The 14,062-nt window shown below is 68.1% G+C and carries 10 protein-coding genes and 2 pseudogenes; 9 read left to right on the forward strand and 3 right to left on the reverse strand.

What is annotated here, in order from left to right:
- The first annotated feature begins 329 nt into the window (after positions 1-329).
- The 8 genes and pseudogenes from ACZ6TD_RS19905 to ACZ6TD_RS19940 all read left to right on the forward strand — a co-directional run bounded on the left by ACZ6TD_RS19905 (position 330) and on the right by ACZ6TD_RS19940 (position 10,556).
- Positions 330-1,856, forward strand: coding sequence for a hypothetical protein (locus tag ACZ6TD_RS19905; protein WP_471355828.1), 1,527 nt, complete (start codon positions 330-332; stop codon positions 1,854-1,856).
- The gene (locus tag ACZ6TD_RS19910) at positions 1,853-3,007 is read left to right on the forward strand and encodes a PrgI family protein (RefSeq protein WP_471355829.1); all 1,155 of its coding nucleotides are present in this window, start codon (positions 1,853-1,855) and stop codon (positions 3,005-3,007) included. Before ACZ6TD_RS19905 ends, ACZ6TD_RS19910 begins: the two co-directional genes overlap by 4 nt.
- The gene (locus ACZ6TD_RS19915) at positions 3,004-4,908 is read left to right on the forward strand and encodes a VirB4 family type IV secretion system protein (protein WP_471355832.1); all 1,905 of its coding nucleotides are present in this window, start codon (positions 3,004-3,006) and stop codon (positions 4,906-4,908) included. Before ACZ6TD_RS19910 ends, ACZ6TD_RS19915 begins: the two co-directional genes overlap by 4 nt.
- 109 nt (positions 4,909-5,017) lie before the next feature.
- Positions 5,018-5,868, forward strand: a pseudogene (locus ACZ6TD_RS19920) (GP88 family protein).
- A 163-nt stretch (positions 5,869-6,031) separates the two neighbouring features.
- Positions 6,032-7,180 (forward strand): DUF8128 domain-containing protein, encoded by a 1,149-nt coding sequence (locus ACZ6TD_RS19925; RefSeq protein WP_471357905.1) that lies wholly within the window; start codon positions 6,032-6,034, stop codon positions 7,178-7,180.
- Positions 7,181-8,497 carry a type IV secretory system conjugative DNA transfer family protein gene (locus ACZ6TD_RS19930; RefSeq protein WP_471355834.1) on the forward strand — a complete coding sequence of 439 codons (1,317 nt, stop codon included), beginning with the start codon at positions 7,181-7,183 and terminating at the stop codon, positions 8,495-8,497.
- 75 nt (positions 8,498-8,572) lie between these two features.
- Complete coding sequence (locus ACZ6TD_RS19935; RefSeq protein ID WP_471355836.1) at positions 8,573-9,592, forward strand: replication-relaxation family protein; 1,020 nt, start codon at positions 8,573-8,575, stop codon at positions 9,590-9,592.
- Positions 9,593-9,596: 4 nt separating this feature from the next.
- Entirely contained in the window at positions 9,597-10,556 is a 960-nt protein-coding gene (locus ACZ6TD_RS19940; protein ID WP_471355838.1) for a C40 family peptidase, read from the forward strand.
- Positions 10,557-10,799: 243 nt separating this feature from the next.
- Here the strand turns inward: ACZ6TD_RS19940 and ACZ6TD_RS19945 are convergent, their stop codons facing one another.
- Positions 10,800-10,964: a hypothetical protein gene (locus tag ACZ6TD_RS19945; protein ID WP_471355840.1), complete on the reverse strand. Its 165-nt coding sequence runs from the start codon at positions 10,962-10,964 to the stop codon at positions 10,800-10,802.
- A 261-nt stretch (positions 10,965-11,225) separates the two neighbouring features.
- Between ACZ6TD_RS19945 and ACZ6TD_RS19950 the strand changes: the two are divergent.
- Positions 11,226-11,315, forward strand: a pseudogene (locus ACZ6TD_RS19950) (alpha/beta hydrolase); the annotation flags it as partial.
- 105 nt (positions 11,316-11,420) lie between these two features.
- On the opposite strand, the gene ACZ6TD_RS19955 reads toward ACZ6TD_RS19950, so the two are convergent.
- A complete protein-coding gene (locus tag ACZ6TD_RS19955; RefSeq protein ID WP_471355842.1) occupies positions 11,421-12,878 on the reverse strand; it encodes an APC family permease in 1,458 nt (485 codons plus the stop codon).
- Positions 12,879-13,031: 153 nt separating this feature from the next.
- The gene (locus tag ACZ6TD_RS19960) at positions 13,032-13,994 is read right to left on the reverse strand and encodes a D-2-hydroxyacid dehydrogenase (RefSeq protein ID WP_471355844.1); all 963 of its coding nucleotides are present in this window, start codon (positions 13,992-13,994) and stop codon (positions 13,032-13,034) included.
- Between the last annotated feature and the right edge of the window lie 68 nt (positions 13,995-14,062).

The raw sequence follows: 14,062 nt of genomic DNA on the forward strand, positions 1-14,062 counted from the left end.
CGGGCCCTCTCCGGCCAGTGGTCCGGGTGCGGTCCCTGGGTTCGGGCTTCGTGGTGGTGGTCATCGGGGTGCTGTTCGGCTGGCTGCTGGCGTCGGGTGCGCAGGCAGCGCCCGACGTGCCCTCTCCTGAATCTTCCGGTACCGCCTCAGCCGCACCCGGCAGCCCGGCGCCGAGTTCGTCGTCCTGGGGCTCTTCGCCAGGGATTCCTCACGTTCCTACCGCAGCGCCTTCGACGACGGAGAAGGACCCGTGTGCTTCTCCGTCGGGCGGGCCCTCGCGGTCGGACTGCATTCCGCAGCCCAGCAGCAGCGGCGCCAGTTCCGTTCCCTTGCCGACCGAAGAGCCGGACAGCGGCGATGGTGACGGGGGCGACCCTGGCGGTGTCGTCGGCTGGATCGTCGATGGCATCAACGCCGCTATCACCGTCTTCTTCAAGGGTCTGGTCACCAAGGCGCTCAACCCGCTGCTGGACCTCCTCGGCAGAACCCTGCTGTCCACCCCGACCCTGGACCAGCTGCCACGCATCGGCGAGCTGTGGTCGAACTCCTGGCACATCATGCTGGCCTGCTACGGCATGCTCATCATGATCGCCGGGATCGTGGTGATGGCCTACCAGTCCGTCCAGACCCACTACTCCATCAAGGAGATCGCCCCGCGCATCGTCCTGGGCTTCCTGGCCGCGGCCCTGTCCCTGTTCGTCGCCAACAAGGCCATCGCCACCGCCAACGCCCTGTCCCGAGCCGTGCTCGGGGAGGGCGTGGACGAGGACAGCGCCGCGAAGACGCTGCGCAACCTGATCCTCAGCTCCATCAACGGCGGCATCTTCATCATCTTCATGCAGGTGTTCATCGCCGGGATGCTGGTAGCGCTCCTGGTCACCTACGCCGTGCGCGTCGCTCTGACCATGATCATGGTTGCCGGGGCACCGCTGGCCCTGATGTGCCACGCCCTGCCGCAGACCGACGGCATCGCCCGCTGGTGGTGGCGCTGCTTCTTCGGCCTGCTCACCATCCAACTCGCCCAGTCCCTGACCCTGGTCACCGCCCTGCGCGTCTTCCTGGACCCCGACGGCTTCACCCTGCTCGGCCCCAACAAGTCAGGCCTGGTCGACCTCATCGTCTCCCTGGCCCTGATGTACATCCTGTTCAAAATCCCCTTTTGGATTCTCGGCTCTCTCCGCGGCAGCCACCGGCGTTCCTTCACCGGGAGCCTGGTGCGCACCTACATCGCCGCCCGAACCTTCGGAGCACTGCGCGGCATGAACTCAACCAGCGCCTTCGGTGCGGCATCGCGATCCCGCACCGGCAGGAACAGCACACCCATCCCCGCTCGGACCCGCCGCAGCACGCGGGCGTCCAGTCCGCCGGTGATCCGGCGCCGCCCGCCCGGACCGGCTCTGTTCCGCGAACCCGTACCCGGAGCAGCCCCGCGGTTCGGTCCGCAGATCGGACCGCCGGGCATGCCCACCTTCCGCGCCCCCACCGGCCCATCCGACGACGGCTCGGCCAGCACACGCCCGGCCCCCACACCCCGGCCCACGGCACCACCCGGTTCACCATCCTTCCGTGCACCCGGATCCGGCACACCCACACCCGCCCGAGCAGGCCGCCCCACCACGCCCCCGGGCCGACCTCGGTTCCAGCCGCCCACCGATCCGTCCCCCACACCACCCCGACGGACCCACGATCAACCAGCGCCAGTGACCTTCCGCCCGCCAGTTCCCGATCCCGCTACTCCGCCCCCGCGGAATCGCACCAGCGCACCACCTCCGCCGCGCTTCAGCTCCCCACCCCCCAAGCGCCCTTCGCCACCCAGTCGAGGACGACGCTCGAACTCCGGAGGTGATCGGCAATGACCCAGCCGGTACGCATCCCCGCCGACGTCGACCGTGAGGACACCGTTCTGGGCAGCCTGACCGCCCGCCAGCTGCTCATCCTCACGGTCGCTGGCATCGTGCTCTACGGCTCCTGGACAGCCATCCGCGACGTGGTGCCGCTGGCGGTGTTCGCGGTCCTGGCAATTCCCATCGCGGTGGCCACAACGCTGCTGGCCCTCGGGCGGCGGGACGGCATCTCACTGGACCGGCTGGCCCTTGCTGCCATCCGCCAGCGCATGAGCCCTCGCTATCGGGTCGCCGCTCCCGAAGGCATCCACCCGGCCCCCGCCTGGCTGGCCAGCCGGGTCACACACAACGCGCAAGACTTCCGCGCCAAGAGGGACATTGCTCCGGCCGAGCTGGAGCTTCCCGCCGAGGACGTCACCGAGACCGGCGTGGTCGATCTCGGCACGGACGGGGTCGCGGCAGTGGCGGTGTGCTCCACCGTCAACTTCTCCTTGCGCACCCCGGCCGAGCAGGAGTCCCTGACCGCCGCCTTCGGCCGCTACCTGCACTCCCTCACCGCACCGGTCCAGGTGCTGGTGCGCACCGAGCATCTGGACCTGACGGGGCAGATCAGCGAGCTCCGCGAGCAGGCTCCCAGGCTGCCGCACCCGGCGCTGGAGGAGGCCGCCCGTGAACACGCAGACTATCTGGCCCAGCTTGGCGCCCAGAGTGATCTGCTGCGTCGCCAAGTGCTGCTCGTTCTGCGCGAACCGCTGGGGCCACAGCGTGCGGTCGACGGGCTCGGCGGCGCCTCACCGCTGGCGGCATTCACTCGCCACAGGCGGTCCCGGGATGCCGCGCAGCCCTCGGTGGAGGCGGCGCGCCGGGCGGCGGAAGCCCGCCTGGTGCGGCGACTCGGCGAGGCCGTCGATCTGCTGAGTCCGGCCGGGATCGTTGTCACTCCGCTGGATGCCGGGCAGGCCACCGCGGTGCTGGCCGCCGCCTGCAATCCCGACAGCCTCGTACCGGTCTCCTCCCACCTCGCTGGAGCCGACGACGTAATCACCATCGTCTCGGTCCCCGAAGAGGACACCGCCCTGCGCACCTTCGAACGTCCGGACACCTCCGGCCCAGAGAGCGACGAGACCGAACATGACAGGCCAGCGGGGAGGGAATCACGATGATCCGCAAGCGTGCTGGCCGTTCACGCGCCTCACGCCGGGAGGCGCCCACGACGAGCGCTGGTGCCTTCACTCCCGATGCGCTGGCCGTCAGCCCCCGGCATCTGGAAATCGGCGGGGAACAGGTAGCTTCCTTCGCCATCACCGGATTCCCCCGCGAGGTCTACCCCGGATGGCTGCAACCCCTGCTGACCTACCCGGGCCGGGTGGACGTCAGCGTGCACATCGAGCCGATCGACCCCGTCACCGCCAGCACCCGCCTCAAGCGGCAGCTCGCCAAGCTCGAATCCGACCGCCGCTACACCGAGCAGAAAGGCCGGCTGCTCGACCCGCACGTGGAAGCCGCCACCGAGGACGCCTACGAGCTGTCCTCCCGGGTCGCGCGCGGCGAAGGCAAGCTCTACCGTCTCGGGCTCTATCTGACCGTGCACGCAACCAACACCGAGGAACTGGAGGACGAGGTCGCCGCCGTCCGCTCGCTAGCGGCGAGCCTGCTGCTGGACGCCAAACCGACCAGCTACCGCAGCCTGCAAGGCTGGGTCACCTGCCTGCCCATGGGCCTGGACCTAATCCGCATGCGCCGTACCTTCGACACCGCGGCGCTCTCGGCGGCCTTCCCCTTCACCAGCCCCGACCTGCCCCCGAGCGACCCCACCTCCGCCGGCGCCCCCACCGGGGTGCTGTACGGGTACAACCTCGGCTCTCAAGGGCTGGTGCACTGGGACCGCTTCGCCCTGGACAACCACAACTCCGTCATCCTCGGACGCTCCGGCGCCGGCAAGTCCTACCTGGCCAAACTCGAACTTCTACGGTCGCTTTACCGCGGCATCGAGATCCACGTCATCGACCCCGAAGACGAGTACGCGCGCCTCACCCAGGCGGTCGGCGGCACCTACGTCCACCTCGGCGCCGAGCAGGTCCGCCTCAACCCCTTCGACCTGCCCCTGCACACCCGACCCGACGGGCGGCGCACCGCGCCCAGAGACGCCATTATCCGCCGGGCACTGTTCCTGCACACAGTCATCGGCGTCCTGCTGGGCAGCACGCTCACGCCGACAGAGCGCGCCGTGCTGGACCAGGCGATCACCACGACCTACCAACGCGCCGGGATCACCACCGACCCGCGGACCTGGACCCGCCCCACTCCATTACTCGCCGACCTGGCAGCCGTACTGGAACAGTCGAAGAACCACACAGCGCAGGATCTGGCCGCTCGGCTGGACCCGTACGTGCGCGGCACCTTCTCCAGCCTGTTCGACGGCCCAACCACCAGCAGACCAGAAGGCCACCTCGTGGCCTTCTCCCTGCGCGACCTGGCCGACGAACTCAAACCGATCGGCACACTGCTGACCCTGGACTCGGTCTGGCGGCGGGTGTCCAACCCAGCCCTGCGCCGCCCCGGCCTGGTCGTAGTCGACGAAGCCTGGCTGCTGATGCAGGAACCCGCCGGAGCGGAATTCCTGTTCCGCATGGCCAAGTCCTTCCGCAAACGCTGGGCAGGGCTCACGGTCGCCACCCAGGACACCGCCGATGTCCTCGGCTCCGACCTCGGCAAAGCCATCGTGGCCAACGCCGCCACCCAAATCCTGTTGCGTCAGGCCCCGCAGGCCATCGACGAGGTCACGGCCGCTTTCAACCTGTCCGACGGCGAGCGCCAGTTCCTGCTGTCAGCCGAGCGTGGCCAGGGCCTGCTCTCCGCGGGAACACAACGCGTGGCCTTCGAGGCGATCGCCTCACCCACCGAGCACCGTCTGGTGACGACCGACCCAGCCGAACTCGCCACCTACGCCGAGAGCAACACCATCGCGGAGGCCGAGGACGCGTACCTCACCCTCGACTCCACCGACCCCGTCGACGACTTCCGGTCCGACACCGGCGCTCAGATCGACCTCGGTACAGCTTGACTATCCCGCCGAACGGTCGGCCCGCGGCGGATGCTGCCGTGAAGCCTCGATGACGCGGTTCTGCGGACCAGCCATACCTCATCTGCTCCCTTGTACGAAGGGCGCTCTCATGCCTTGTGCCACATCACCACCGCCTTCTGTCTCCCCGCCGCGCCCGTCGCCGTTGCTGACCCAGAACCGGGAAATGCGGGCGATCGGCGCATGGAACTGGACGCTGCCGGCCTGGGCAGGTCGGCTTCCGGATGGCCGTACATACAACACCTGCCCCTCTGCGGGGATCTGCCGCCAGGTCTGCTATGCCCGCCACGGCACCTACACCTGGCCCACCGTCCGGGCCAAGCACCAGGCGAACCTCCGGTTCGTCCTGGACGATCTGCCCGGTTGGGAACAGGCGATGATCACGGAACTCGGAGCCGAGAAGTTCCACGGCGTCTGGGTGCGCATCCACGACTCTGGCGACTTCTTCACCGACGCCTACATACATAGCTGGCTTCGGGTGATGCGCGCCCGGCCATCGGTCAACTTCTACGCCTACACCAAAGAAGTGGTCAGGTTTCGCGCCCTGGTGGAGCCGGGCGCCCCGGACAACTTCCTGTGGGTATACAGCTTCGGCGGCGTCCAGGACGCCGCGCTGAACCCCGAGCGGGACCGGGTGGCGGACGTCTTCCCGGACGAGGAGTCCATCGCCGCAGCGGGCTGGCACTCGCAAGAGGCGAACGATCTCCTCGCCGTGCTGGGCCCGCGCCTGGTCGGGATCCCCGCCAACCGCATTCCGCACTTCCTCAAAAGGCTCAATGGTCGCACGTTCCGCACGTGGCAGGCCGAGGTCGACACCGAACGCCGGGCCCAGCACGGGTCGAGGGCCGCTCTGGTCTACGGCTGATCACCGGCAACCGGCCGGAGACGCCGGACAACGCTCAGGAACTGCGTGCTGCCGAGCGCCAAGGCCGCGCCGCCTGACACCAGCCCTCCGTCCCCCTGATGCTTTCCTCGTGAAAGGTCCCGTGCCATGGGTCGCCCCGCTGATCTCGTTCTCCCTCCCCCGTTGTTCCCTGCCGCCTCTTCCGACTCAGATGTGCCGGATTCCCCGATCGGGGATTATCTGCGCGACCCTTCCGGCACGATGCACGCCGTACTGGCCCACATCCACAGGTGGGTGCTCGCCTGGGGATGGATTGTCGGTCCTGCCGTGGTCGCCACTGCTGCGACGCTGGTCTGGGGGCGCTGGTGGTGGCGCTGTCGCTGCCGTCGGCGTCTCACCGCTGACGCGCGTGTCGTTCAGATCCTGCCTCCGCCGACGGTGGACGCCGCGGGGGCTGCTGCACTGTGGGCGAACCTGGTGGGTCTGTTGCGGCCAGCCTGGCGCCGGTGGCTGACCGGGCAGCCGCACCTGGCCTTCGAGTACCTCTTCGACCGCGAAACCGTGCGCTTACAGGTATGGGTGCCCGGCCAGATCCCGCCGGGCATGATCGAGCGGGCCATCGAGTCCGCCTGGCCCGGCGCCCACACCCGCACCGCCCCCGCCACCGCCCCTCTGTTCACCGCACCGCCGCCGGGCCAGCGACTCCACATCGCCGCCGGCGAGCTGCGACTGGGCCGCAGCGAGGCCCTGCCGATCCGCACCGACTTCCCCCTCGACCCTGTGCGCCCTCTCCTCGGCGCACCGGTCGGGCTGGGGTCGCAAGAGCGGGCGGTGGTGCAGGTGCTCGCCCGGCCGGAGACCGGCCACAGGGTGAAGAAGGCCCGCCGGGCGGCCCGGCACACGCGCGCCGGACGGTCGCCTCGGCTGATCAGCCGTCTGCTGGACCTGCTCACCCCCGGTCATCATCCCCGCCTACGCGCCCGGCAAGGCGCCACCACGTCCATCGACCCGCAGACCGCTCTGGAGAGGGCCGCCGAGGACCGCGTGATCGTGGCTAAGCAACGCGGCACCCCGTATGAAACCCGCATCCGCTACGCGGTCACCACCACGGCTCCGGACCATGCATCGGCCGACGACCAGGCGAAGATACGGGACCGGGCACGCGGCCGGAGCCACGCCATCGCCTCCGCGTTCGCCGCCTTCACCGAGCACAACTACTACCGCCGTACCCGGCTACATGCCCGCCACGCCCTACCCCGCCTGGCTGAACGGCGCCTGGACAAAGGCGATCTGCTGTCGATCCCGGAACTCGCCGCGCTGGCACACCTGCCATGGGACGAGACCGTCGCCGGTCTGCAACGCGCCGGAGCAAGGGCCGTGCCGCCTCCGCCCGGCGTCCCGACCACCTGAGTGGCAGTGCGGCCGATCGGGCTGACCGACAGCGGCCACCAGCGTCCCGTCGGGCTACATGTCCCCGATGCACGGCACCACCTGCATGTCCTGGGCGCCACCGGCTCGGGCAAGAGCGAGCTGATGGCACGGATGATCCTCGCCGACGCCGAAGCCGGGCGCGGTGTGGTCGTCATCGATCCGAAGGGCGATCTGGTCAGCGACCTGCTCCAACGGCTGCCAGTCGAGCTCGGGGAGAAAGTGGTGCTCTTCGATGCCGACAGCAAGACCCGCCCACCCGTACTCAACCCACTGGAAGGAGCGGACGGACCGCGCACCGTCGACAACCTGGTATCCGTCTTCTCCCGCGTCTACGCCGCCTCCTGGGGCCCACGCACCGACGACATCCTGCGTGCCTCACTCCTGACCCTGCGCGCCCAGCCCGGCACCCCCACGCTGACCGACCTGCCCAAACTGCTGTCGAACCCCTCCTTCCGGCAGCGCGCCACCGATCAACTCGACGACGAGATCCTCAAAGGCTTCTGGACCTGGTACCAGGACCTGTCCGACCCAGCCCGTGCCCAGGTCACCGCCCCGCTGATGAACAAACTCCGGGGCTTCCTCCTCCGTCCGTTCGTCCGCCAAGCCCTCGCCGGCGGCCCCTCCACCGTCGATATGAACGACACGCTCAACGGCGGGATATGCCTCGTACGCATCGCCCAGGACGCGCTCGGCACGGAGACCGCGCACCTAGTCGGCTCTATCGTGGTCGCCCGCACCTGGCAGGCCGCCACGGCCCGCGCGCGTCTTCCCCAGGCCCAGCGACACGACGCCTCTCTCTATATCGACGAGGCGCACAACTTCCTCCACCTGCCCTACCCGCTGGGCGACATGCTGGCCGAGGCCCGCGCCTACCGGCTGTCGATGACGCTCGCCCACCAGTACCTGCGCCAGCTCCCCAAAGAGCTGGAGGAGGGCATCAGCACCAACGCCCGCACAAAGATCATCTTCAACGCCAGCCCAGAGGATGCCCGACACCTGGCCCGTCACACCGAGCCGCGACTGACCGCACACGACCTGTCCAATCTCGACGTCTTCCACGCAGCGGTCCGACCTGTGCTCCACGGAGCCGAAGCCCCCGCCTTCACCGCGGTCACCGAGAAACTCCCGCCGCCCATCCCTGGGCGGGCCAAGCAGATCCGTGCCGCAGCGGCCCGCAACGCTCGCCCCCAACCCTCTTCCGTGCCACTGCGCAAGAAGGGCGACGGCACTCCACCGCATATCGACCCACGCCGAACATCCGGACGCGGCCAACCGGACGCGCCCACATCAGCCTGATCCCACCCTCGGACGCAGTGGCCCCACCGCGGTCCCTGCTCCCTCTCACTCCTCTTGCCGGAGGTGAACCACCCTGTGATCACCAATCCCACTCCGCAACGCACCCTGCGCGGGCACATGCCCCAGCGGTCCACCCCGCGTTCGGCCACCACCAGCGATCACCTCGCCCGACTCGCCAAGCACCTCACGCCCCGCGACCGGTGGCTCATGCGCATGCTGTTCGAGCACAAGGTCTTCACCAGCCACCAGATCGCCGCCCTGGCCTGGCCCACCACCCGAGCGGCCAACCTGCGCCTGCTCAGCCTCTACAAGTGGCGTGTGCTCGACCGCTTCCAGCCCTTCGTCACCGCCGGCAGCGCCCCCATGCACTATGTCCTCGACACCGTCGGGGCCACCTTCCTCGCCCGCGAAGACGGGTTCGACCTTCACGAACTGGGCTACCGGCACGACCGTGCCATCGGCATCGCCCACTCCCTGCGCCTGGCCCACACCGTCGGCGTCAACACCTTCTTCACTGTCCTCTCAGCACGCACCCGGCGAGCAGACACCGACGGTGAACTGACCGCCTGGTGGTCCGAGGCCCGCTGCCACAAGCACTTTGGCGACATCGTCCGCCCCGACGCCTACGGCCGCTGGCGCCAGCACTCCACCGAGATCGAATGGTTCCTCGAATACGACTGCGGCACCGAACCGCTGAGCGTCGTAGCCCGCAAAGTCAGCCGCTACGCGCGGCTGGCCGCCACCACCGGAATCACCACACCGGTTTTGCTCTGGATGCCCAGCACCCGCCGCGAAAACAGGGCGCGCCGCGCCCTCACCGCGGCCTTGGCAACCCTCGACGAACCCTCTCTCGTCCCGCTGGCCACCACCAGCGCAGACCTCGTCGCCCACCAGGAACAAAGCGACCCCACCGTGGCCCGCTGGCTGCCCCTGGACACCGCCAACTCCCCTCAGCGCCGCCTCAAGCTCGCCCAGCTCGGCCACGCCTGGCCACATCTCGCCCCGATCACTCTCGCCAATACGGGCACCGCCACAAGCAGCCCACCGCCTGCTCCGGTGGCACCGGCCCCCTCATCTGCTGAGTCCCGGAGGTGATCCAATGGCCAAAATCGGGATCTCGATCCTTGGTGCGGTGCTCCTCGTGATCGCCCTGGCCGCCGCCGGGGCAAGCAGTGTCCTATCGGTCTTCAGCGGAAGTGCCAGCAGCCAGCCCAGCCGCACCGCCCTCACCGACATCCCGCCGGACTACCTCACGCTCTACCAGCAGGCGGCAACCACCTGCCCCGGTCTCGACTGGTCGGTTCCAGCCGCCATCGGCAAAGTCGAGACCGACCACGGCCGCTCCACCCTGCCCGGCGTCCACAGCGCAGCCAACGCCAAGGGAGCGAAGGGCCCGATGCAATTCCTCCAGCCGACCTTCGACGCGGTCACCGCCAAGCACCCGATACCGCAACAGGAGGCAGGAGCACCCTCTCCGTACGACCCCCGGGACGCGATCTACACCGCGGTCGCCTACCTGTGCGACTCGGGCGCCCGTGGCGGACGCAACCTCCACCAAGCGATCCTCACCTATAACCCTGCCGAGTGGTACGTCGCCAAGGTCCTCGCCCAAGCACAGGACTACCAGACCCCCTCGAGCCTCGGCAGCACCACGGAACCAAGTCCCGCCGCCAGAAAAGCGATTGACTACGCCGAAGGCCAGCTCGGACTGCCGTACGAATGGGGAGGCAACGGGCCGACAGGCGGAGACGCAGGATTCGACTGCTCGGGGCTCACCAAGGCGGCGTACGCTGCAGCAAGTATAACCCTGCCGCGTACCGCAGAAGAACAGCTCCAGACTGGCCCCCGAGTTCCTCAGGATAAACCACTGGCCCCTGGCGACCTCGTCTTCTACGGAACACCCGATGAGGGAATCCATCATGTCGGCCTCTATATCGGCGAGGGGCAAATGATCAACGCGCCGAACTTCGGGCAAAAGATCAAGATCGCGTCCTACCGCCGACAGGGAGACGACTACGCTGGTGCCACTCGACCAGCTCAAGTGGCGTTCCGTGCATAGCCGGGATGACGCTGGACTCCTCAGTCTGGTCTCGTAGTGGGCCCGGCTCGGAACGGGTACGGACACCTCGTGATCATCGGGAGTTGTGTGGACTCCTGAAGTGCGATCGCGAAGTACTGCCTGAGCCCCTCTACTGGCGCCGGGAGCCAGGCCCATTCGTACCGTTGGAGCAGTCGGCCGCCCTCCACGGGGCCGAGAAAACAACGGAGTAGCACCTGACCTGCGAGTACTGCCCACTTCCCTTTAGATGTCGCTGCCGAGGGCGCTGCTGACGCGGTTCTCATACTCGCGGCGGGCCTTGGCGCTGGGCGGGGACTGCCGGGGCGCCAGCAGCGCCACCTCCTGAACCGCTTCCTCGGCCAGCTCTACCACTGCCTCAAGACCCGGCAGCTCTTCGATGAGCAGCACGCCTTCGCACCACTCCTCCCGCCCCCGACCGAGCAGTCAGCTTGACTACTTAGCCCCCTGAGATGTCTAACGGAGTCCCATTAGCTAGGGCTATCGAAGGCGCCGGGCAGGCCGCCGCGTGAGCGGCCGAGTCCGTGGCCAGGGCATGCCGAAGGCCGCGACCGCCTGAGTCCACAGATCCTTACGGCCCGGGGCCAGATTCATGTCCGATTCCAAAAGGGCAGCCATCTCCGCGTTTGACAACCGGATCAACCGTTCCGTAGCGAGGGCGAGCCGCGCAGTCTGGAGGACCCCTTCCAGCGCGCGGAGGACATCCGGGTCGCGGTGTCCTACCTGGCCGGCCGTAGCGATAAATGGCGAGCAGCATCGTGGCCGTGCCGTCCCGCGGGCCGCGCGGGCCGTACACCCTCGCGCCCCCGGGACCCGTACCCTCGTCACTGCGTGAGCCAGGCGCCATCAGACCCGCTCGCGCCCCAGCTTCGCGTAGATCTCGGGACGCTTCTTGCGCAGATAGAGGGCGTAGAGCACCCCACCGATGAACAGCGCGAACGTGAACGCCATGAAGATCACCGTCACCAGCGTCGACCCTCCGATGAGTTCGGAGTAGTTCGTGATGGCCAGATAGGTCACGGCGCCGAGGAACACCGCGCTGATCGCCGGAGCGACCACCGTATCCCACAGCGATTCGGGGCTTTCCCGCCGACGGCGGAGGAAGTAGACCAGCACCGCGAGGCTTACGACGAACATGAGCAGCAGCACGTTGAAGGTGCCGCTACCGCTGGCGATCGGGTACAGGGTGTCCGGACCGACTCCGAGCACGGTGAAGACGACCGTGGCCACGGCCCAGAGGATGCCGGCGGTCAACGCCGAGACGTAGGGCGAGTGATGGCGTTCGTGCACACGGCCGAGCACCTTCGGCAGCGCCCCGTCCTTCGCAAGCGAGAAACTGTAGCGGGCGGCGATGTTCTGGGTCGAGAGCATCGTCGCGAGGACCGACGTAATGAGGAGCAGTGAGACGACGTCAGAGAAGACCGTTCCGATCAGCTGCCCTGCGGAGTCGTTGAACAGGCCGACGGTGTTCGTCCGCGCGACCTCCTGCACCCGGTCCGCGCCGATGAACGCGATGATCGCCCAGGCTGCGACGACGTAGAACACGCCGATGCCGGCCACGGCGAGGTACGTCGCACGCGGAATGGTACGTCCCGGGTCCTTGACCTCGTCGCGGAAGATCACGGTCGCCTCGAAGCCGAGGAAGTTGCCGATCGCGAAGAGGAGTGCCAGCCCGAGACCGGCATCCGTCAACCACGGCATCGAGAACCCGATCCCGTGAGCGACGCGCTCGCCACTGGTCGAGAACGACACCACGTCGAAGACGACGACGACTACGACTTCGAGGATCATCGCGACCGTGAGCACCTTCGCCGAGAGGTCGATGCGACAGTAGGCGAGGAAGGTGGTGACGGCGATGATCGCCAGCGCGTACCAATACCACGGAATTTCGGGCCCGTGGAGGGTCTTCGCGACGAACCCCTGTAGCGTGACCGCGAAGAATGGCGGCGAGAAGAAACCGATAAAGAGGTAGCCGGTGAGAGCCAGGAACGCGCCGCCGAGACCGGCCGACTTGCCGAGACCCGCGGTGACGAAGGAATAGAATCCACCGGGATTCTCGATCGAGCGGCTCATCTTCACGAAGCCAACCGAGAAGATGAGCAGCATCACCGTCATGATGATGTAGATTCCCGGCGTGGTCTTACCGCTGTACATCATGAGCACGGGCATGGTGCCCGCCACGGTTGCCAGGGGTGAGGCGAATGCGAGCACGCTCATCGCGAGCTCTCCGACTCCCATATTGCCCCGGAGTCGAATCCCCTCGGTCTCCGGGACCTGCGTCGCTGCCTCGGTAATGCCGGCCATATGAACCCCATCGTTGACGGATCCGGAATGGCACGACGCTAGTGGCGAGCCTTCACGCCCTTCTGTGCCAAGGTGAGACACCCCGCGGGATACGCTGAGGCATGCGTAAGGTCGGCTCGCCCGTCGGACGAGCCGGCCTTACGCGTCGCGCACTCAGGGTGCGGTCGACGCCGGGGCGGTGATTCCGAGCTTGCGCAGGTCGACGACGTCTCGCAGTGGCTCGCCGACCTTCCAGCGGCGCAGGTTCTCGACGAAACTGTCGACGACGCGACTGCGCCAGCCCACCAGGTCCCCCGACGCGTGCGGCGACACGAGAATGTTGTCCCGGCTCCAGAACGGACTGTTGGCCGGCAGAGGCTCCTGCTCGAACACATCGAGGGCCGCGGCATCGAGGTGATCGTCATCGACGGCGGCGAGCAGGTCGTCCGCGACCACCACGGCACCGCGTCCGACGTTGACCAGCCGGGCGCCGCGTCGCATCTTCTTCAGCCGGGAGGCGTCGAACAGGCCGCGGGTGTCCTCGGTGAGCGGCAGGGTCAACACGACGTCGTCTGCTCCGGGGAGCAGCTCGTCGAGATCCGCGATGGACGCGATGGCACCGAGCGCCGGGTCCTGTCGGGCGGTACGGCCCACGACGGTGACATCCATTCCTGCGGCGCGAAGGAGCAGCACGGTCTCCCTTCCCACTGGGCCGGGTCCCACGACGAGCACCTTCCGGCCCAGGATGGGTTCGGTCTCCCTGTGTTGCCAGCGGTGCTGGCGCTGGAGCTCGATCGTGCGACGCAGGTCCTTGGTGAACATCAGCAGCACGCCGAGTACCCATTCCGCGATCGGACGCTCGCAGACCCCGCGCGAGTTACTGGCCACGACGTCGCTGTTCACGACCGATTCGGTCAGGAGCGGATCCATGCCAATGCTGGAGGTGTGGATCCAGCGCAGCCGCCCCGGCCCGACCTCGCGCAGCAACGTGCTGCGGAAGTCGTTGAGGAACAGGATCTCGGCGTTCTCCTGGGCGGCCCGCAGCTCGTCGGCCGTGCGCACGACGAGGACATCCGCCTCGGGTTCCACCGCCGCGAGCGGCGGCACTTGTCCTCCCTGAGGCACGATGACGATCACCTTCGGGCGATACATATATTCTCCACTTCGAGCGGCGTCTCGTTTCGCGGCGCCGCATCCATTTCATC

Source organism: Streptomyces yongxingensis (assembly GCF_055597465.1).

Bases quoted from the DNA above. Each gene is read 5' to 3' on its own strand.
- ACZ6TD_RS19910 (WP_471355829.1), top strand. From the start codon at position 1,853: ATGACCCAGCCGGTACGCATCCCCGCCGACGTCGACCGTGAGGACACC.
- ACZ6TD_RS19915 (WP_471355832.1), top strand. From the start codon at position 3,004: ATGATCCGCAAGCGTGCTGGCCGTTCACGCGCCTCACGCCGGGAGGCG.
- ACZ6TD_RS19925 (WP_471357905.1), top strand. From the start codon at position 6,032: ATGCACGCCGTACTGGCCCACATCCACAGGTGGGTGCTCGCCTGGGGA.
- ACZ6TD_RS19940 (WP_471355838.1), top strand. From the start codon at position 9,597: ATGGCCAAAATCGGGATCTCGATCCTTGGTGCGGTGCTCCTCGTGATC.
- ACZ6TD_RS19955 (WP_471355842.1), bottom strand. From the start codon at position 12,878: ATGGCCGGCATTACCGAGGCAGCGACGCAGGTCCCGGAGACCGAGGGG.